Consider the following 19,178-nt stretch of genomic DNA (forward strand, 5'->3'; position numbering starts at 1 on the left):
GATTCGTGCTTTCGGGCTCAGGCAAACGACGCCGCCAGCAATTCCTGCGTATACGCATGCCGCGCCGAGCGAAACAGCTCGGCGGTCTCCCCCCGCTCCACCACCTTGCCGTCCTTCATCACGATCAGGTCATGGGCCAGCGCCCGCACCACCGCCAGGTCGTGGCTGATGAACAGGTAGGTCAGCCCATGTTCCTCCTGCAAGCGCCGCAGCAGCGTGACGATCTGCTTCTGCACCGTGCGGTCCAGCGCCGAGGTCGGTTCGTCCAGCAGGATCAGGTCCGGCTTGAGCACCAGCGCCCTGGCGATCGCGATGCGCTGGCGCTGCCCGCCGGAGAACTCGTGGGGATAGCGATGACGCACGGCCGGGTCCAGACCGACTTCCCGCAGCACCTCGATCACCGCCCGCTCGCGCTCGCGCGCGTTCATGGCGGTGTGCACCGACAGGCCCTCGGCGATGATCTGCGCCACGCACAGGCGCGGGCTGAGGCTGCCGAACGGATCCTGAAACACCACTTGCAGGCGCTTGCGCAAGGGCCGCAGCCGTTTGCCGCTCAAGGCCTCCAAGGCCTCGCCCTCGAAACGGATGGTGCCCTCGGCGTCGATCAGGCGCAGGATCGCCTGGCCCAGGGTGGATTTGCCCGAGCCGGATTCGCCGACGATGCCCAGGGTCTTGCCCCGTTGCAGGCGCAGATCGATGCCGTTGACCGCGTGCAGGTACGACGTGGGCCGCAGCCACCCGCCGCCGAGCCTGAAACGCACGTTCAGGCCCCGTACCTGCAGCAGGTCCTCCGTCGAGTCCCGGCACAGCGCCGCGCCGCCGGGTTCGGCGTTGAGCAGTTCGACGCTGTAGGGATGCTGCGGCGTCCGGAACAACTGCTCGCAGAGAGCCTGCTCGACGATCACGCCGCTGCGCATCACCGCCACCCGCTGGGCCAGGTTGCGCACCAGGTTCAGGTCGTGGCTGATGATCAGCAGCGCCATGCCCAACCGCTTTTGCAGCGCCTTGAGCAGCAGGAGGATCTTGCGCTGCACGGTGACATCCAGGGCGGTGGTCGGCTCGTCGGCGATCAGCAACTGCGGCTCGCAGGCCAGCGCCATGGCGATCATCACCCGTTGCCGCTGCCCGCCGGACAGTTGGTGCGGATAGGCCTTCAAGCGTTCACGCGGGTGCTGGATGCCCACCAGTTCCAGCAACTCCACGATCCGCCGCCGCGCCGCCGCCCCCGCCAGCCCCTTGTGCAGCGCCAGGCTCTCGCCCAGTTGCCGCTCGACGGTGTGCAGCGGATTGAGCGAGCTCATCGGCTCCTGGAAGATCATGGCGATGCGGTTGCCGCGCAACTGGCGCAGATAGCGCTCATGAACGCCGAGCAGTTCCTCGCCTTGATAGCGGATGCTGCCGCGCACCTGTGTGGCCGCCGGATCCAGCAATTGCAGGATGCTGTGGGCGGTCACCGACTTGCCGGAACCCGACTCGCCCACCAGCGCCAGGCACTCCCCCGGACGGATGTCGAGGTCGATGCCGTGCACCACCTCCTGGCCGTTGAACGCCACCCGCAGGCCGCGCATTTCAATCAGGTTGTCACCCATGTCAGTTCCTTGATTCATGATCGCGGGTCGAACGCATCGCGGCAGGCCTCGCCGATGAACACCAGCAGCGACAGGATCAGGGCCAACGCGAAGAACGCCGTCAGCCCCAGCCAGGGCGCCTGCAGGTTGTTTTTGCCTTGCCCGATCAGCTCGCCCAGCGACGCGCTGCCGGCCGGCATGCCGAAACCGAGGAAATCCAGCGCCGACAAGGTGGCGACGGCCCCGGTGAGGATGAACGGCAGGTAGGTCAGGGTCGCGCTCATGGCGTTGGGCAGGATGTGCCGCAGCATCACCTGGCCGTCGCCCACGCCCAGCGCCCGCGCCGCCTTCACGTATTCCAGCCCCCGGCTGCGCAGGAACTCGGCGCGCACCACGTCCACCAGGCTGAGCCAGGAGAACAGCGCCATGATCCCCAGCAGCCACCAGAAGTTCGGCTCGACGAACCCGGACAGGATGATCAGCAGGTACAGCACCGGCAGCCCCGACCAGACCTCCAGCAGCCGCTGCCCGAACAGGTCGGTCCAGCCGCCGTAGTAGCCCTGCAGGGCGCCGGCGGCGATGCCGATCAGCGCGCTGGCCGCCGTCAGCGCCAACGCGAACAGCAGCGAAACCCGCGTGCCGAAGATCACCCGGGCCAGCACGTCCCGCGCCTGGTCGTCGGTGCCCAGCCAGTTGTCCGTGGTCGGCGGGCTCGGCGCAGGTTCGGTGAGGTCGTAGTTGACCGTGTCGAAACCGAACGGGATCGGCGCAAACCACAGGCGCCCGCCCTGCCCCTCGATCAGGCTGCGCACCTGGGCGCTGCGGTAGTCGGGTTGGAACGGCAGCTCGCCGCCGAAGTCCTGTTCGGTGTAGCGCTCGAACGCGGGGAAAAACCAGCGCCCCTGAAACGACACCGCCAGCGGCTTGTCGTTGGCGATCAGCTCGCCGCCCAGGCTCAGGCCGAACAGCGCCAGAAACAGCCACAGCGACCACCAGCCGCGCCGGTGGGCCTTGAACCGCGCCCAGCGGCGCTGTCCGATGGGAGATAGCGTCAGCATCAGGCGGCCCTCGCGTTGAAGTCGATGCGTGGGTCGACCAGCGTGTAGCACAGGTCGCCCGCCAGTTTTATCAGCAGGCCGAACAGGGTGAAGATGAACAGCGAACCGAACACCACCGGATAGTCCCTGGACACCGCCGCTTCGTAGCTCAGGCGCCCGAGCCCGTCGAGGGAGAAGATCACCTCGATCAGCAGCGAACCGCCGAAGAACACCGTCACCAGCGCCTGGGGCAGCCCCGCCACCACCAGCAGCATCGCATTGCGAAACACATGGCCGTACAGCACTTGGCGCTCGCTCAGGCCCTTGGCGCGTGCGGTGACCACGTACAGCCGTGAGATTTCGTTGAGGAAGCTGTTCTTGGTCAGGATCGTCAGCGTGGCGAAGCCACCGATCACCAGGGCCGTCACCGGCAGCACCAGATGCCAGAAGTAGTCGGCGACCTTGCCCCACGGCGTCAACCCGGCGAAGTTGTCCGAGACCAGCCCGCGCACCGGGAACCAGTCCAGCGCCGTGCCGCCGGCGAACACCACGATCAGCAGCAGGGCAAACAGGAACCCCGGCATCGCATAGCCGACGATGATCGCCACGCTGCTCCAGGCATCGAACGCCGAACCGTTGTGCACGGCCTTACGGATGCCCAGCGGGATCGAGACCAGGTAGGTGATCAGCGTCGCCCACAGGCCGAGGGAAAGGGTCACCGGCAACTTCTGCCGGATCAGCTCCGTCACCGTCGCGCCACGGAAGAAACTCTTGCCGAAATCCAGCTGCGCGTAGCTTTTGAGCATCAGCCACAGGCGTTCGCCGGCGGGCTTGTCGAAACCGTACTGGCGCTCGATGTCCGCCACCAGTTTCGGGTCGAGCCCACGGGTGGCGCGGGATTCGCCGCCGACGGTCTCCACATGGCCGCCACCCACCGCGTTGCCTGCGCCGATCCCCTGCAAGCGGGCGATGGCCTGCTCCACCGGGCCGCCGGGCGCGGCCTGCACGATGACGAAGTTGACCAGCAGGATCGCCAGCAAGGTCGGCACGATCAGCAGCAGGCGCCGCAGGCTATAACCCCACATGGGCGTACTCCTTTTGCTGTTGCTGCATTTGCGCGGCGGTCAGCGCGGTCGGGCTGATTTCCCACCAGGTGTCGAGGCCGGCGTCGTACAGCGGCGCCACCGCCGGGCGGCCGAAACGGTTCCACCACACCGTGGAGATCCCCGGCGGGTAATAGTTGGGGATCCAGTAGTAGCCCCACTGCAGCACCCGGTCCAGCGCATGGGCGTGACGCAGCAGGCTGGCGCGGCTGTCGGCCTGCACCACGCCTTCGAGCAGCGCATCCACCGCCGGGTCGCGCAGCACCATGTAGTTGTTGGAGCCGGGGTCGTCGGCGCCGTCGGAGCCGAAGTAGTTGAACATCTCCCGGCCCGGCGCCTGGCTCACCGGGTAGCCGGCGACGATCATGTCGTAGTCGCGGCTGCGCACGCGGTTGGTGTATTGCGCGGTGTCCACCTGGCGGATGTCGAAGCCGATGCCGATCTGCGCCAGGTTGCGCTTGAACGGCAGCAGCAGCCGCTCGAAGCCCTTCTGGCCGTTGAGGAAGGTGAAGCGCAGCGGTTCGCCGGCGGCGTTCACCAGTTGGTCGCCGCGGGGTGTCCAACCGGCGGCCTCCAGCAGTTTCAGGGCCTGCAGCTGCTGGGCGCGGACGTTGCCGCTGCCGTCGGTGCGCGGGGCTTGGAACACCTGGGTGAAGACCTCGTCGGGGATCTTGCCGCGCCAGGGTTCGAGGAGCCTCAGCTCTTCGGCGTCCGGCAGCTCCGTGGCCGACAACGCGCTGTGGGAAAAGAAACTGCGCTGGCGCAGGTAGAGGCTGCGCATCATCTGCCGGTTGCTCCATTCGAAGTCCCAGAGCATGGCGATGGCCTGGCGCACGCGGCGATCCTGGAACACCGGCTTCTGCAGGTTGAACACAAAACCCTGGGTGCCTTGGGCGGCGCCCGGCGCCAAGTGTTCGCGCAACAGCCTGCCCTGATCCAGCGCAGCGCCGGCATAGCCGATGGTGTAGCTGGTGGCCGAGAACTCGCGGTTGTAGTCGAAGCCGCCGGCCTTGAGCACCTGGCGCGACACGTCGGTGTCGGCGAAGAACTCCACGCTCAGCCGGTCGAAATTGTAGAGCCCGCGGGTGATCGGCAAGTCCTGGCCCCACCAATCCTTGACCCGCTCGAACGTCACGCTGCGCCCGGCATCCACCGCGCTGACCCGGTACGGGCCGCTGCCCGGCGGAATCTCGAAACCGCCGCCGTCGGCGAAGTCGCGGGTGCGCCACCAGTGCTCCGGCAGCACCGGCAACGTCGCCAGATCCAGCGGCAAGGTGCGGCTTTCGTTGTTGCGGAACACGAACCGCACCTGGGTCGGGGACTCGACCACGACCTCGGCGACGTCACGGAACTGCTGGCGGTACTTGAGGCTGCCCTGGGTGGTGAACAGCTCGTAGGTGTAGCGCACGTCCTCGGCGGTGATCGGGCTGCCGTCGTCGAAACGGGCCTTGGGGTTGAGGTAGAAGCGCAGCCAGCGGCGGTCGGCGTCCAGCTCCATGCGCTGCGCCACCAGGCCGTAGACGCTGTAGGGTTCGTCCTTGCTGCGGTAGGCCAGCGGCGCGTACAGCCAGCCGTCGATGTCGGCGACGCCGGTGCCCTTGTCGACATAGGGCACGAGGTGGTCGAACGGACCGCTCTCCAGCGAAGAGCGGCGCAACGAGCCGCCCTTGGGCGCGTCGGGGTTGGCGTAGGCCAGGTGCTGGAAGTCCGGTGCGTACTTGGGCGGTTCGCCGTAGACCGTGAGGGCGTGCTGCGGGGCGGCCCAGGTCACGGGACTCAGCAGCAGGCCGAACGCCAGGAGGCGGTGTCTGGAAAGCATGGGGCAGATCCTTGTCGGCGGGTCGGCTGTCCCGGCCCCATCGCGGGCAAGCCCGCTTCCACAGGTATCGGGTGACGACTGAATCTTTGGTCATCACAAAACACTGTGGGAGCGGGCTTGCCCGCGATGGGGCCCGAACAGCCACCGCAAATCCCACCTGCCTGTGATGTGCAACAGGCAGGCATTTTTTATAGGGCAGGCCTTAGATCGAATCGTCACTAAAACCCGCCCTCTCCTGTCATTCTCAAAACCTGTAGCTGAGCCGCGTGTACAGCGTGCGCCCGAACGGGTCGCCGTACTTGGGGTCGTACCCGCTCTGGAACGTGTAGGTCTGGTTGCTGAACGGCGGCTCGCGGTCGAACAGGTTCTTCACCCCCAGAGTCACGCCCAGGGTCTTGCGCCAGGTGTAGGTGCCGGCCAGGTCCCACACGTTGTACGAACCGACGTAGTCGTGGGCCTCGCGGTCCGAGTCGTGGTAGCCGCTGGTGTAGCGGTTGGTCAGGCTGGCGCCGAACGGGCCGTAGCTCCACGTGCCGGTCAGGCTGTGGCGCCAGCGAGCCACGGCGCCGGCCGAGGCGAAATCGCCGCCGCGAAAGTCGCCGAGCTTGTCGATGTAGTCGCCCTTGAGCTGCTGCTGGTAGTCGTAGCGGCTGACGTAGGTGCCTTGCAGCCCGATGCCGAACTCGCCGAACGGGGTGCTCGGCAGGCGGTAGTCGAAGCTGACGTCGACGCCGTTGGTCTTGATCTTGCCGAGGTTGGCCAGGCCCGTGACGACGTGGTCGATGGAGCCGTCGGGCTTGCGGATCAAACGGTCCGGGTACAGTTCCGGGTTCTCGAACACGGCCGATTCCGGGAATTCGGCGATCTGGTTGGCGATGTCGATCCACCAGAAGTCCAGCCCCGTGGTCAGGCGGTCGAGCGGCTGGTAGACGAAGCCCAGGGTGACGTTGCGCGCGGTTTCCGGGTTCAGCTCGGTGTTGCCGCCGGAGCTGCGGAAGAACTGCTGGGCGCAGTCGCGGTTGGCGATCCCGCCGTTGCTCGGCGTGCCGCCGGCGCACAGGCGCGGGTCGTTGTAATTGGCGTTGGTGAACGAGGTGAAGGTCGGGTTGTACAGCTCATACAGCGACGGCGCGCGGAACCCTTCGCTGTAGGCGCCGCGCACCACCAGTTGCTTGAACGGCTGGAAACGGAACGAATACTTGGGGTTGGTGGTGCTGCCGAAGTCGCTGTACTTGTCGTGCCGCACGGCGGCGGACAGTTCCAGGCTGTCGAGCACCGGCACGTTGACCTCGGCGTACTGCGCCGAAACGCTGCGGTCGCCCGCCACGCTGCCGTTCGGGTCGACGCCCAGGCTCTGCACGTCGCCGGCGAACGGGGCGAAGTCCTGGTGGAAATCTTCCTTGCGGTACTCGCCGCCCAGGGCCAACGCCGAGGGGCCTGCGCCGAACCAGTCGCCGATCTCGCGGCTGACCCGCCCGTCGATGGCCTTCACCCGTCCCACGGCGGTGCCGTAGTCGCCGTCCACCGCGTTGGCCGCCAGCAACGCGGCACCGGCGGCGGTCTGCGGGCCGAACGGGTTGATCACGCCGTCGGCGATGCCCTGGCTCACGGCGCGGTCGTTCACATAACCGCTGCGGATGGTGTTGACCACCTTGTTCTGGTTGTACGAGGCGCCGAGGTTGTAGTCCCAGCCGGCCACGCTGCCGTCGAAGCTCAGGAGCAGGCGCTGGCCGGTGTTGTCGTCCTCGTGCCGGCGGGCACCGACGGCGGTCTCGCGCCAGTTGACGTCCACCGCCTGGGTCGGGTCGAGGGCGAAGCCTGTGGGCCCCGGCGTGATGCCGTTGCCCGGATAGAACGCGGTGCCGGGGTTGACCTGGTTGCCCATCAGCGTGCCGGGGCCGATCTGCGTGCGGTTCTCGTTGCGCGCCCAGAAGTATTCGAGGCTGACGTTGTGCTCGTCCGCCAGCTTACCGGTGGCCTTGGCGAAGGCCGAGGTCTTTTCGGTCTCCGGCACCAGGTCCAGGTAGCTCCACAGGCTTTGGCGGCAGATGCCGTTGCGCGCCAGCAGCCCCGGCGCGTTGCAGCCGGAACCGGCCAACGGGTTGGTGGCGTTGCTGCCCTGGCTCCAGTTGGCCGGCGAGGCGGTGCCGGAGGTGTAATCGAGTCCCCGGCCAGGTTGGTAGTTGTAGGTGTAGCTACGGTCCTTGGCGGCCAGGCGCTCCTGCTTGTCGTGGCTGACCACGCCGAAGACGTTGAAGCGGTCTTCCTGCAGGTCGCCGAAGCCCCAACTGCCGCTGACGTTGCGGCTCTCTCCGCCGCCGGCGTGGGTGGGGGTGTCGTAGCTGGTGCTGATCTGGCCTTCGGTGAGGCTGCTCTTGGTGATGAAGTTGATCACCCCGCCGATGGCGTCGGTGCCGTACAGCGCCGACGCGCCGTCGCGCAGCACTTCCACCCGGTCGATGGCGGCGAACGGAATCGTGTTGAGGTCGACGCCGGAACCGTTGATCGAACTGGTGGCGTTGTTGCTCAGGCGCCGGCCGTTGAGCAGCACCAGCGTCTTGTTCGGGCCGATGCCGCGCAAGTCCGCATAGGACGCCCCGCCGCTGCTGGAGCCCACCGAACGTCCGGAGCCGACCGAGGATTGGTTGGCGGAGATGCGGTTGACCAGCTCCTCGGTGGTGGTGACGCCCTGCTCGCGCAACGTTTCGGCCCGCAGGACCGTGACCGGCACGGCGGTTTCGGCATCGACCCGGCGGATCGCCGTGCCGGTGACTTCGACCCGTTGCAGTACCGGTGTCGGTGCGGATTCCGCGCTGTCGGCGGCCACCGCCGGCAACGTGTGGATCGCCAGCAGCAAGGCCAGGCTCAAAGGGGATTTGACGGGTGAAAACTGGATCATGAACAGCCATCCCTGCGTTTTGGTTTATGCAGGGATGTGTGATGGGCGGCGGGGTTTTATAGGGGACGGGTTAGACCGATGGGTGATGAGGTTATGCCGGTTTCGATGGCGCCTGATCCACCGCCATTGCCAGCAGGCTGGCTCCCACAGGGGATCCCCGGTGCCCGCAAAATCCAGGTACACCACAAAAACCTGTAGGAGCTTGCCTGTAAGCGATGAGGCCAGCACTGCCGACATCTTTATTGCCTGATCCACCGTCATCGCTGGCAAGCCAGCTCCCACAGGTTTTGTGGTGTACCTAGATCCTGTAAACACCTGGGCTCCCACAGGTTTTTGTGGTGTACCTGGATCCTTTAAACACCTGAAATACCTGTGGGAGCTGGCTTGCCAGCGATGAGGCCGGCACTGCCGACATCACCAGCACCTGCCTCAGCACCGTCAACTACCGAAGTGATAACTCACATCCAGCCACCACTGCCGCCCATACGGGTCATAGTTGCCGGTCGGGTAGTACGGCCAGCCCGCCGAGTCGTCGTGCTTGACCTGGTTGAGCAGGTTGTTCACGGTCAGCCCCACGCTCGCCCGGTCGTTGAGCCGGTAGCGGGCGCTGGCGTTGAACACGGTCCAGGGCGAGAGTCGGCCGTCGCCCGCGCCGTTCGTGACCGAGCCGTAGCGGATGCCCATCAGCGTCGCCGTAGCCTTTTGGTAGTCCCAGGTCAGACTGGCGTTGACCTTGCTGCGCCAGTCGTAGTTGGTGCGCGAGGTGCGCCAGTCCTGGGTCGGAGCCTCGTCCGATTCCTTGTAGTAGTGCGACAGCACCAGGGTGTAGCCCAGCGCCGAGCTGAACGCGCCGTACTGCCCCGCGCCCCAGCGGATGTTGCTCTTGAAGTCCAGGCCGCTGACCCGCTCACTGGCGGCGTTGATCGCGTTCACCCTCACCCGCTTCAACTGGTTGGGGTCGACGGCCGCATTGCCCGGATTGCGGTCGATCCGCGCCAGCGTCGATTGGCAGTTGGCCGAGTTGATGTCCTGGGTGCCGTTGCGGCATTCGTTCTCTTCCTGCAGCAGACGGTTCTCGTCCACCGTGGTCAGCAGGTCGTCGATCTCCACCCGCCAGAAGTCCGTGGAGAAATCGAAGTTGCGCGACGGCGACCAGACGAACCCGTAGGTCCACGACTTGCCGCGCTCGGACGCCAGGTCCGCCGTGCCGCTCTGGGTGTAGTCGACCCGTCCGCGGTCGCAGGCGCCCTCCACGCCCTGGCTGCACCCGTAGTAGTCGATCTGCGCCGGGTAGTAGCCGTTGCTGTCGGACTGGTAGATGTAGTTCAGGTCCGGCGCGCGGAAACTGGTGCCGTAGCTGCCGCGCAGCAACAGGCTGGTGACCGGGCGCCACTCAAGCCCCAGGTTGTAGGTCTTCTGCTGCTCGGTGCGGCCGCTGAACTTGTATTGGTCCCAGCGCCCCGCCGCCGTCGCCAGCACCGTATCGGTGACCGGGATGCTGAACTCGCCGCCCGCCGCATAGCGCTTGCGCGAGCCGCCGGAACTCTGGCTCGGGGTGGTGTTGTAGAAGCTGCCGTCGTTGAGGCTGTCGTCCGGGTCGATGCGGTATTCCTGCTTGCCCGCCTCCAGCACGCCGGCGAACCCCACGGGGCCGGCGGGCAGGTCGAACAGCTCGCCGTTGACCGACGCGTTGTAGCTGGTCGACACCGACTTGCTGCTCTGGGTCAGGTTGCCGCGAAACTGCTCCCATTCCTGGGGCGTCAGCGGCCGGTCGAGCCGCGAGGCGTCCGGCGCGAACACCGGGTAGCCACCCTGGGTGCCCAATTGCGGGCCCAGGTAGAAATCCTGGATTGACGCGCGCGGCGTGTAGCGGGTGGTGCGCACGCTCTTGTATTCGGAACGGTTGGCCGCCAGCTCATAGTTCCAGCCGGTGTCGGCGATCTTGTCCGACAGGCCCAGGGTGCCGGTCCAGGACGTGTCGCGCCATTTGCTGTTGTTGCTGGTGCGCCCGCCGATCTCCTCCTCGCCGAAGCGCCGGAACCAGCGCTCCAGGTTGCCGGTGTTCTGGTTGATGAAGTCCGGCGAGGTGAAGGTCGGTCCCCGGGTGTTGTTCTGGATGTGGTCGAGCCCGTACATCAGGTCGGCGTACACCTGGCCGCTGTCGCTGAAATGCCAGGTGCCGCGGGTGTAGCCGTCGTAGTTTTCCTTTTGGGTCTGGATCGTCCAGTAGTCGTTGTACATCTGGTCGGTGCGGCAACGGCCGGCGTTGTTGAGCAGCTTGTTGTCGAACACGCCCTGATAGGCGCCGCAGCCCGGCCCCAGGTAACGGCCGCTGCCCAGGTCGCGCCGATAGCCGACATCCGTCAGCGGCCCGCTCTGCATGAAGCCGCGGTCGTCGGCCCAGATCGGGTCGCGGTTGGTCAGCTCAAGGCCGAACAGCCCGTCGAAGTCGCCCCAGCTGCCGCCGCCGCTGATCTGCAGGCGTTGGTTGTCGCCGCCGCCGCGCTCGCTGGTGCCGCCCTTGAGGTTGACGTCGACGCCGTCGATCTTGTCCTTGAGGATGATGTTCACCACTCCGGCGATCGCATCGGAACCGTAGATCGCCGACGCGCCGCTGCTGAGGATCTCGATGCGTTCGATCACCGCCGACGGAATGTTCGCAAGGTTGGTGAAGTTGACCTTGCCGTCGTACGGCGTCGGGTAGTCGGCCACCCGCCGGCCGTTGATCAGCACCAACGTGTGGTTGGGCCCAAGGCCCCGCAGGTTGAGGGCGCTGGCCGCCGGTTGCCAGGTGTTGCCGTAGTCCTCGCCCTGGGTCATGCCGGTGTTCTGCGTCTGGGTGGCCAGGGCGTCGTAGACGTTCTTGTAGCCCCGCGCTTCCATCTCTTGGTGGGTGATGACGTTGACCGGCGTGGCGCCGTCGGACTGCGCCCGGGCGATCCGCGAGCCGGTGACCGTGACCTTCTCCAGGCGGTAGTCGGCGCTGGCGGCAGGCGCCGCAGAGACTGCCTTGACCGGTGCGGCGACCGGCCCGTCGGCTTCTCGCACCGTCAGTCCCTGCGCGCTCTGCTCCACTTGCAGGCCGCTGCCCAGCAGCGCTTTCTCGACGGCCTGACGGCCGCCCAACGCACCGCGCACGACGCCGCTGCGCTTGCCCTGCACCAGGTTCTGGCTGAAGGAAATCGGCACGCCGGACTGGCGCGAGATGTCCAGCAGCACCTCATCGAGCGGGCCGGCGGCGATGTCGAAGGTGAACACCTGGGCGGCCGCTTCCGCGGACACGGCCGGCAACGGCGCGATCCCCATCGCCAAGGCGGCGGCCAGCGTCAGTCGAGGCAATTGTTGTGTGAATGAGTACATCGAAGGGCTTCCCTGTTGAAGGCATCTGCAGGGAATGAGCAACGGGCCGGCGGTTTTTATAGGGGCTGGGTAGACCGGGAAGTTATGGCGCTATAACCGCGCGCCGATGCTGACCCAGTACGGGTTGTGCCAGGTCACGCGGATCGGCAGGGAACGTTCGAGCAACTGCAGGGTACGGTCGCTGTCGTCCAGCGGGTACAGGCCGCTGAGGCGCAGCCCGGCCACCTCCGGACTCAGGCTCAGGACGCCGCGCCGGTAGCCGCGCAGGCTGTCGATGACCTCGCTCAAGGGACGGTCGCGCACTTCCAGCCGGCCTTGCACCCAGGCGGTTTCATAGCCTTTGCTGCGCTCCAGGGCGAGGATTTCCCGGTCGTTGAACAGCAGGTTCTCGCCCGCCTCCACCCCCTGCCGGACGCCGCCGGCGGTGACCACTTCGACCTGGGAATGCAGCATCACCAGCCGCGTCGCCTCCTCGGTGCGCTGCACCATGAACGACGTGCCTAGGGCGCGCATGCGGCCGTGCTCGGTCTCGACCACAAAGGGCCGGGGTTGGCGGGCGGCCACCTCCACCAGCAACTCACCGCTGCGCAGGGCCAGCCGGCGCTCGGCCGCGTCGAACCGCGGCACCGCGCGGCTGCGGGCATTGAGGGTCAGTGCACTGCCGTCGGCGAGGGTGAACCCGCGCCGCTCACCGGTGCCGGTCGCCAGTTCCCCGGCTTCGGGCAGCCAGCCGTAGCGCCGGCCCAACAGCCCGGCCAGCAGCGCAACGCCCAACACGCTCAGGCTGCCGCTGACGAACCGTCGGCGGCTGGACGGCGCATTGAGGCTGTGCAGCAGGCTGTCGCGGGGCATGCCGCGCAGGTTGGGGTTGCGCAGCAGGTTCAGGCCGCCGCCCATCTGTTCGATGATCTGACCGTGCCGGGGGTCGGCCGCATGCCAAGCCTCGAAGGCGGCACGCTCCTGCAGGCTCACGTCGCCCGACTGCAGCAGCGCCATCCACTGCGCCGCCTCGTCGATCAGGGTCTCGTCGGGCCTCATGCCTGCATCGCCTGATAGCAGCGCTTGAACGCCTCGACCATGTATTGCTGCACACGGCTGGTGGACACGCCCAGCCGTTCGCCGATCTGGCCGTACGTCAGGCCGTCGAGCTGATGGTAGAGAAACGCCGCCTTGGCCTTGGCGGACAGGCCGTTGAGCAAGCGGTCCACCGCCAGCAGCGCCTCAATGACCAGTGCCCGCTCCTCCGGCGACGGGTGCACCGGCTCCGGCGCCAGCGCCAGGCTTTGCAGGTAGGCGCGCTCCAGATCCTGTCGACGCCAGCCGTCATACACCAGCCGCCTGGCGATGGTGGTCAGCAGCGCGCGGGGCTCGCGGATGGCCAGCGGGTCGGGCAGCGCCAGCACCCGCAGGAAGGTTTCCGAAGCGATGTCCTGCGCACTGTGCGGGCAACCGAGGGTGCGGCCCACCGCCGTGCACAGCCAGCGGTAATCCTGTTGGAACATCCGGCCCACGGCCTGGTGATGCGGGTTGAGACTGCCACCCATGCCTTGCTCCCTGAAACGGGCTCCACCCGCTGCGAAAATCCTTGGTTCTGCCGGCATCGTCCGGCGGTGATCAGGGGAGCGACTGTGCAATAGCGCTGGAGACATTTGAAGTAATAAAAAATCAGGATCCTAAAACTATTGAGAATAAGGCAGTTCGTCGCCACGGAAACCTCCCCTCACAGAACGTTGACTTCGGTCACTGGCGCCCGCCACGCCAGTCTCTAACCTTGCGCCTCCATCGACAGCCACGGACGGCTCATCGGGAGCCCGCGGCCGACCCATTCAAGGAAGAGCAACCATGCGATCACTCAACATCATTCTGCTGTCGTCGGCGTTCAACGGCCTGACCCAACGGGCCTGGCTGGAACTGCGCCAGGCCGGCCATTCGCCGAGCGTGGTGCTGTTCACCGACGAAGCCTCCGTGTGCGAACAGATCGAAAACAGCGGCGCGGACCTGGTGATCTGCCCGTTCCTGAAAGACCGCGTGCCGCAGTCGCTGTGGAGCGATGCGCAACGCCCCGTGGTGATCATCCACCCCGGCATCGTCGGCGACCGCGGCGCCAGTGCCCTGGATTGGGCCATCACCAATGAGCTGCAGACCTGGGGCGTCACCGCCCTGCAAGCGGTGGAGGAAATGGACGCCGGTCCCGTCTGGGCCACCTGCGAATTCAACCTGCCGGCGGGCCTGCGCAAGTCCGAGCTGTACAACGGCCGGGTCAGCGATGCGGCGATCCGCTGCATCCGCGAGGTGGTGGAGAAGTTCATCGCCGGGTTCGAGCCGGTGCCGCTGGACTACAACGACCCCAAAGTGCGCGGCAGCCTGCAACCGAACATGAAACAGGCCGACCGCACGTTCAGCTGGCACGACTGCGCACGGTTCATCAAACGCTGCATCGATGCCGCCGACGGCCAGCCCGGCGTGCTGGCCAGCCTGGCCGGCGGTCAGTACTACGTGTACGACGCCCACCTGGACAGCCGCACCGGCCGCCCCGGCGAGATTCTGGCGGTGCATGACGACGCCGTGCTGGTGGCCACCGGCGACCAGAGCCTGTGGATCGGCTCGCTGCGGCTCAAGCCGCAACCGGGCGAGGAGACCTTCAAGCGGCCGGCGCGGCATGTGCTGGCCGGGCAACTGGCGAAGGTGCCGGTGCTCGACTGGTCGATCGCCGACGCGCCGTTCAGCGACGAGGCGTACCAACCGATCCGCTACCGCGAGTCCGGCAAGGTCGGCGAACTGACGTTCGAGTTCTACAACGGCGCCATGAGCACCGAACAGTGCGGGCGCATGGTCCGGGCGCTGCGCTGGGCCAAGTCCCGCGACACCCAGGTGTTGCTGATCAGGGGCGGTCGCGGCAGTTTCTCCAACGGCGTGCACCTGAACGTGATCCAGGCCGCGCAGGATCCGGGGGCCGAAGCCTGGGCGAACATCCAGGCCATCGACGACGTCTGCGCCGAACTGCTCGATGCGCGGCAACTGGTGGTCAGCGGTGTGACCGGCAACGCCGGCGCCGGCGGCGTGATGCTGGCGCTGGCCGCCGACATCGTGTTCGCCCGCGCCGACATCGTGCTCAACCCGCACTACAAGAGCATGGGCCTGTACGGCTCGGAATACTGGACCTACAGCCTGCCCCGCGCCGTCGGCCCGGCCATGGCCGAGCAACTGACCCAGGCCTGCCTGCCGGTCAGCGCCGTCCAGGCCCAGCAACTGGGCATGGTGCAGGAGATCGGCCCGCGCTGCCCGGACGAGTTCGGCCTGTGGCTGCTGCAACGGGCCCACGGCGCCCTGACCGACCCGACCTACGCCGCCGTGCGCGAGCGCAAGCTGCGCACCGACCATGAACTGATCCGCCGCTGCCGCGAGGCCGAGCTGCAAGAGATGCAGGAAGACATGCTGTACAACCGCAACCAGTTCGCCGAGAAATGCCGCAACTTCGTGCTCAAGCGCAAGACCTGCTGCACCCCGGCCCGGCTGGTGGAGGACTGGGCACGGGTGCGCGAGGCCGAACTGGCCGGCTGACCCATCGGGCCCCATCGCCAGCAAGCTGGCTCCCACAGGTACTGCGGCTGCCCGCCGGACCGGCGAACATCCAAAAACCCTGTGAGAGCTGGCCTGCCAGCGATGAGGCCAGCACAGCCGGCATCTGTGGTGATTGACCCACCGCCATCGCCAGCAAGCTGGCTCCCACAGGGGATCCCGGCTGGACGCAGGATCCCTGCACACCACAAAACCTGTGGGAGCTTGCCTGCAAGCGATGAGGCCAGCACAGACAACATCCCTGTTGCCTGACCCACCGCCATCGCCAGCAAGCTGGCTCCCTCAGACACCGCGGCTTATCATGCCGACACCTCAGACGCCGGCCCGCCCATGGACATCGACCTCGCCCGTACCTTCCTGGAAATCGTCCGCCACGGCAGTCTCGCCGCGGCGGCGGAGAAACTGTTCGTCACCCAGACGGCCATCACCGCCCGCGTGCAGAAGCTCGAAAGCCAGTTGGGCAGCACCCTGTTCGTGCGCAACCGCGCCGGGGCGCGCCTGACGCCCAACGGCGAGGCGTTCGTGGTGTACGCCAACCAGCTGGTGCAGACCTGGGAAGCCGCCCGCCGCGACCTGCCGCTGCCCGAAGGCTACGACAACGTGCTGCACATCGGCGGCGAGGTCAGCCTGTGCAACCCGCTGATGCTCAGCTGGGCCGCCGAACTGCGCGAGCACATCCCCAGCCATGCCCTGCGCATGGAGATCCGCGACGGCGAAAACCTGCTGCGCCAGCTCGAACTCGGCGTGCTCGACGCCGCGCTCGTCTACCAGCCGGAATACTGGCCGGGCCTGCAGGTCGAGCAGGTGCTGGAGGAAAAACTCATCCTGGTGCACACCCCCGACCGCCCCGCCCCTTACGTCTACATCGACTGGGGCCCGGACTTCCGCCGCCAGCACGACGCCGCCCTGCCGGAAAAGGCCAAGGCCGCCCTGAGCTTCAACCTCGGCCCGCTGGCCTTGCAGTACATCCTGGAGAACGGCGGCAGCGGCTATTTCCGCACGCGGGTGGTGCGCACCTACCTGGAAAGCGGCGCCCTGGAGGCTGTGACCAAGGCCCCGGAATTCGGCTATCCGACCTACCTCGTCTACTCCCGCGACCGCGACTCGGCCACCTTGCAGCACGCCTTCGACCTGCTGCGCGCCGTGATCAAGGCCGACGACGACTGGTCGCAGCGCTGGAACCCGTTGAGCTGAAGCCCACGGCGCTGCGTACCGGAACCTGTCACTTGTGACCTCGCCCCCGAGCCTGCGCAGGCCGAGGGATCAGCTAATCTGCCGGATACAACAACAATATCCGCAGGTGACCGCAGTGAGGCAAACCACCGAAGCATTCCGCAGCCGCTACCGGGCGGCGATCCATCCGCTGTACAACCCGTGGCTGCACGGCGCCTTCGTGCTGCTGTTCGGCGTGCTGGCCATCGGCGCGTTCTGGAGCGGCGTGCGGCAGGTGCAGCCCCTGGAGTGGCTGACGGTGCCGCTGACCCTGCTGTTCTTCAACTTCGGCGTGTACGTGGTGCACCGGCACCTGGGGCACCACAAGAAAAGCTTCGCGAAAATGTTCTACGCCCGCCACGCCGGCGACCACCACAGTTTCTTCACCCCCGGCCACATGACCTGGGACAGCGCCCGGGACTGGCGGGTGATCCTGTTTCCCGCCTGGCTGATCGTGGTGCACACGCTGCTCGTGGCCCTGCCGCTGTGGTGGCTGTTCGCGCAGCTCAACGCCAACGTGGCCGGGCTGTTCGGCGGCTGCATGGTGCTGGGCTACCTGACCTACGAGGTGTTCCACGCCTGCGAACACCTGCCGCCGCGCCACCCGTTGGCCCGCCTGCCGTGGATCCGCCAGATGCACCGCCTGCATGAACTGCATCACCGCCGCGAACGCATGCAGGAGCGCAACTTCAACATCGTCCTGCCCCTGATGGATTACCTGTTCGGCACCCTGTACTGGGAGCCGGAACCCGCCCACACGAACGAACCGAGGACGCCCATGACCCGCCAGCAGCATGGGATCGACATCGACGGCGAGCCCTACGCCGTGCTCGCCTACGCCGCAGACGTCAGCCTTTGGCCGCAGTGGCACCCCTCGTCGCTGAAGATTCACGGCCCCGCCGGTCCCTTGCATGCCGGTGCACGGTTCGAGGAGGACATCCGCGCCGGCGGGCGCGACGGCCATCTGGTCTGGGAAGTGGACGAGTACCTGCCGGGGCGGCGCTGGTGCGCACGGGCGCGGGGCGACCACGGCCTGTCGTTGTCGCTGGTTTATGAGTGTGCTGATCTCGGGGGGCGCACGCGGTTCGTGCGCACATTGGACTATCGGTTCGACGGACTGGGCATGCGCCTGGCCAACCTTCTGCTGCTCAAGCGGCGCATCGAGCGCGAGTCCGCCGCCTCGATGCTGGCCCTGCGCGACCGGGCCGCTCAGCACGTGTCCCGCGCAGGAGCCGACGCGTGAAACTGCGCCATCTGATCCTGCTGCTGATCGTCATCGTGCTGGCGTTTCTGCTGCTGATGCCGACCCGCGTCGAACCGGTGGCCTGGACACCGCTGCCGGCACCGTCCATGACCGAAGGGCCCTACGCCGACAACCAGCGCCTGCGCGGCTTGCGCCAGGTCGGCCCGAGCGGCATCGAAGGGCCGGAGGCGCTGCTGCTTGAGGACGACAAGCTGATCACCGGCCTGCACGACGGCCGCGTGATCCGCACCAGCCTCGACGGCCACCAGCGCAAGGTGCTCACCGACACCGGCGGCCGTCCCTTGGGGCTGGCGCGGCATCCCAACGGCCTGCTGGTGATTGCCGATGCGGACAAGGGCCTGCTGTCCCTCGACGCCCAGGGCCGGCTGGTGGCGTTGACCACCGAAGCCAACGGCTTGCCCTTCGGCTTCACCGACGACGTGGCCATCGACAAATCCGGGCACTACGCCTACTTCAGCGATGCCTCCAGCCGCTGGGGCTACGGCCACGACGGCGAGGCGATCATCGAGCACGGCGGCGACGGGCGTCTGCTGCGCTACGACTTCCAGACCGGCAAGACCAGCGTCCTGCTGGATCGGCTGGAATTCGCCAACGGCGTCACCCTGGGGCCGGACGACGCCTATGTGCTGGTCAACGAAACCGGCGCCTACCGCATCAGCCGCTATTGGCTGACCGGCCCCAACGCCGGCACCCACGACCTGTTCATCGACAACCTGCCGGGGTTGCCGGACAACCTCGCCTTCAACGGCCGCGACCGCTTCTGGGTGGCGCTGTACGCGCCGCGCAATCCGCTGCTGGACCGCACCGCCGAACATCCGTTCGTGCGCAAGGTGATTGTCCGGGCGCTCACCGTGCTGCCCAAGCCCCTGGAAAAACGCGCGTTCGTGCTGGGGCTGGACCTGGACGGCAAGGTCATCGCCAATCTGCAGGACGCCAGCGCCGGCAACTACTCGCCGATCACCACGGCGCGGGAGTACGGGGATTGGCTGTATTTCGGTTCGCTGAAGGCTTCGCACATGACGCGGATGCCGTTGGGGGCGGCCCTCAAGTAAGCCTCCAGAGGCGTGCCGGGTTCACCGGCCTCATCGCTGGCAAGCCAGCTCCCACAGGGATCCCGGGTGTTTGCAGAATCTAAGCACACCACAAAAACTGTGGGAGCTGGCTTGCCAGCGATGGCGTTGGGTCTGCTACCACAGGTTTTGTGGTGTACCTGGATCCTGCAAACACCCGAAATCCCCTGTGGGAGATTCTATGGTTGAGGCAAAGCCCTCAGCCTGCTTTCGGTTCATATTCGCTTTGTCCTTTGAGCAGGGCGAATACGATCCGGGCCAGTTTGC

General features: G+C 66.9%; 12 protein-coding genes. 4 read left to right on the forward strand and 8 right to left on the reverse strand.

Features of this window, described 5'->3' with window-relative positions; genetic code table 11:
• Positions 1 to 17: 17 nt before the first annotated feature.
• The 8 genes from CAG29_RS23410 to CAG29_RS23445 all read right to left on the reverse strand — a co-directional run bounded on the left by CAG29_RS23410 (position 18) and on the right by CAG29_RS23445 (position 13,330).
• Positions 18 to 1,589, reverse strand: coding sequence for an ABC transporter ATP-binding protein (locus tag CAG29_RS23410; protein ID WP_085633112.1), 1,572 nt, complete (start codon positions 1,587 to 1,589; stop codon positions 18 to 20).
• Positions 1,590 to 1,603: 14 nt separating this feature from the next.
• Positions 1,604 to 2,626 carry an ABC transporter permease gene (locus tag CAG29_RS23415; protein ID WP_085633110.1) on the reverse strand — a complete coding sequence of 341 codons (1,023 nt, stop codon included), beginning with the start codon at positions 2,624 to 2,626 and terminating at the stop codon, positions 1,604 to 1,606.
• Positions 2,626 to 3,690 (reverse strand): microcin C ABC transporter permease YejB, encoded by a 1,065-nt coding sequence (locus CAG29_RS23420; protein ID WP_085586188.1) that lies wholly within the window; start codon positions 3,688 to 3,690, stop codon positions 2,626 to 2,628. The genes CAG29_RS23415 and CAG29_RS23420 overlap by 1 nt, the downstream gene beginning before the upstream one ends.
• Positions 3,677 to 5,527: an extracellular solute-binding protein gene (locus tag CAG29_RS23425; protein ID WP_085586190.1), complete on the reverse strand. Its 1,851-nt coding sequence runs from the start codon at positions 5,525 to 5,527 to the stop codon at positions 3,677 to 3,679. Before CAG29_RS23425 ends, CAG29_RS23420 begins: the two co-directional genes overlap by 14 nt.
• 244 nt (positions 5,528 to 5,771) lie before the next feature.
• Positions 5,772 to 8,426 (reverse strand): TonB-dependent receptor, encoded by a 2,655-nt coding sequence (locus CAG29_RS23430; RefSeq protein ID WP_085695215.1) that lies wholly within the window; start codon positions 8,424 to 8,426, stop codon positions 5,772 to 5,774.
• A gap of 438 nt (positions 8,427 to 8,864) precedes the next feature.
• The gene (locus CAG29_RS23435; protein WP_085639120.1) at positions 8,865 to 11,786 is read right to left on the reverse strand and encodes a TonB-dependent receptor; all 2,922 of its coding nucleotides are present in this window, start codon (positions 11,784 to 11,786) and stop codon (positions 8,865 to 8,867) included.
• A gap of 90 nt (positions 11,787 to 11,876) precedes the next feature.
• A complete protein-coding gene (locus CAG29_RS23440) occupies positions 11,877 to 12,824 on the reverse strand; it encodes a FecR domain-containing protein (RefSeq protein WP_085639123.1) in 948 nt (315 codons plus the stop codon).
• Entirely contained in the window at positions 12,821 to 13,330 is a 510-nt protein-coding gene (locus CAG29_RS23445) for a sigma-70 family RNA polymerase sigma factor (protein WP_085639126.1), read from the reverse strand. The genes CAG29_RS23440 and CAG29_RS23445 overlap by 4 nt, the downstream gene beginning before the upstream one ends.
• Positions 13,331 to 13,628: 298 nt before the next feature.
• On the opposite strand from CAG29_RS23445, the gene CAG29_RS23450 reads away from it, so the two are divergent.
• The 4 genes from CAG29_RS23450 to CAG29_RS23465 all read left to right on the forward strand — a co-directional run bounded on the left by CAG29_RS23450 (position 13,629) and on the right by CAG29_RS23465 (position 18,893).
• Positions 13,629 to 15,347 carry a hydrogenase maturation protein gene (locus CAG29_RS23450; protein WP_085695216.1) on the forward strand — a complete coding sequence of 573 codons (1,719 nt, stop codon included), beginning with the start codon at positions 13,629 to 13,631 and terminating at the stop codon, positions 15,345 to 15,347.
• 348 nt (positions 15,348 to 15,695) lie between these two features.
• Entirely contained in the window at positions 15,696 to 16,559 is an 864-nt protein-coding gene (locus tag CAG29_RS23455; RefSeq protein ID WP_085585775.1) for a LysR family transcriptional regulator, read from the forward strand.
• Between the two features lie 115 nt (positions 16,560 to 16,674).
• On the forward strand, positions 16,675 to 17,820 hold the full coding sequence (locus tag CAG29_RS23460) for an SRPBCC family protein (protein WP_085585773.1): 1,146 nt from the start codon (positions 16,675 to 16,677) through the stop codon (positions 17,818 to 17,820).
• The gene (locus CAG29_RS23465; protein ID WP_085695217.1) at positions 17,817 to 18,893 is read left to right on the forward strand and encodes an SMP-30/gluconolactonase/LRE family protein; all 1,077 of its coding nucleotides are present in this window, start codon (positions 17,817 to 17,819) and stop codon (positions 18,891 to 18,893) included. The genes CAG29_RS23460 and CAG29_RS23465 overlap by 4 nt, the downstream gene beginning before the upstream one ends.
• Positions 18,894 to 19,178 lie beyond the last annotated feature (285 nt).

Source organism: Pseudomonas sp. B7(2017) (assembly GCF_002112745.1).
Lineage (GTDB): Bacteria > Pseudomonadota > Gammaproteobacteria > Pseudomonadales > Pseudomonadaceae > Aquipseudomonas > Aquipseudomonas ekonensis.

What these genes read in the sequence shown, in the direction of transcription:
- CAG29_RS23415 (WP_085633110.1), bottom strand. Translation starts at nt 2,626, where the DNA reads ATGCTGACGCTATCTCCCATCGGACAGCGCCGCTGGGCGCGGTTCAAG.
- CAG29_RS23430 (WP_085695215.1), bottom strand. Translation starts at nt 8,426, where the DNA reads ATGATCCAGTTTTCACCCGTCAAATCCCCTTTGAGCCTGGCCTTGCTG.
- CAG29_RS23440 (WP_085639123.1), bottom strand. Translation starts at nt 12,824, where the DNA reads ATGAGGCCCGACGAGACCCTGATCGACGAGGCGGCGCAGTGGATGGCG.
- CAG29_RS23455 (WP_085585775.1), top strand. Translation starts at nt 15,696, where the DNA reads ATGGACATCGACCTCGCCCGTACCTTCCTGGAAATCGTCCGCCACGGC.
- CAG29_RS23420 (WP_085586188.1), bottom strand. Translation starts at nt 3,690, where the DNA reads ATGTGGGGTTATAGCCTGCGGCGCCTGCTGCTGATCGTGCCGACCTTG.
- CAG29_RS23450 (WP_085695216.1), top strand. Translation starts at nt 13,629, where the DNA reads ATGCGATCACTCAACATCATTCTGCTGTCGTCGGCGTTCAACGGCCTG.
- CAG29_RS23445 (WP_085639126.1), bottom strand. Translation starts at nt 13,330, where the DNA reads ATGGGTGGCAGTCTCAACCCGCATCACCAGGCCGTGGGCCGGATGTTC.
- CAG29_RS23435 (WP_085639120.1), bottom strand. Translation starts at nt 11,786, where the DNA reads ATGTACTCATTCACACAACAATTGCCTCGACTGACGCTGGCCGCCGCC.
- CAG29_RS23425 (WP_085586190.1), bottom strand. Translation starts at nt 5,527, where the DNA reads ATGCTTTCCAGACACCGCCTCCTGGCGTTCGGCCTGCTGCTGAGTCCC.
- CAG29_RS23410 (WP_085633112.1), bottom strand. Translation starts at nt 1,589, where the DNA reads ATGGGTGACAACCTGATTGAAATGCGCGGCCTGCGGGTGGCGTTCAAC.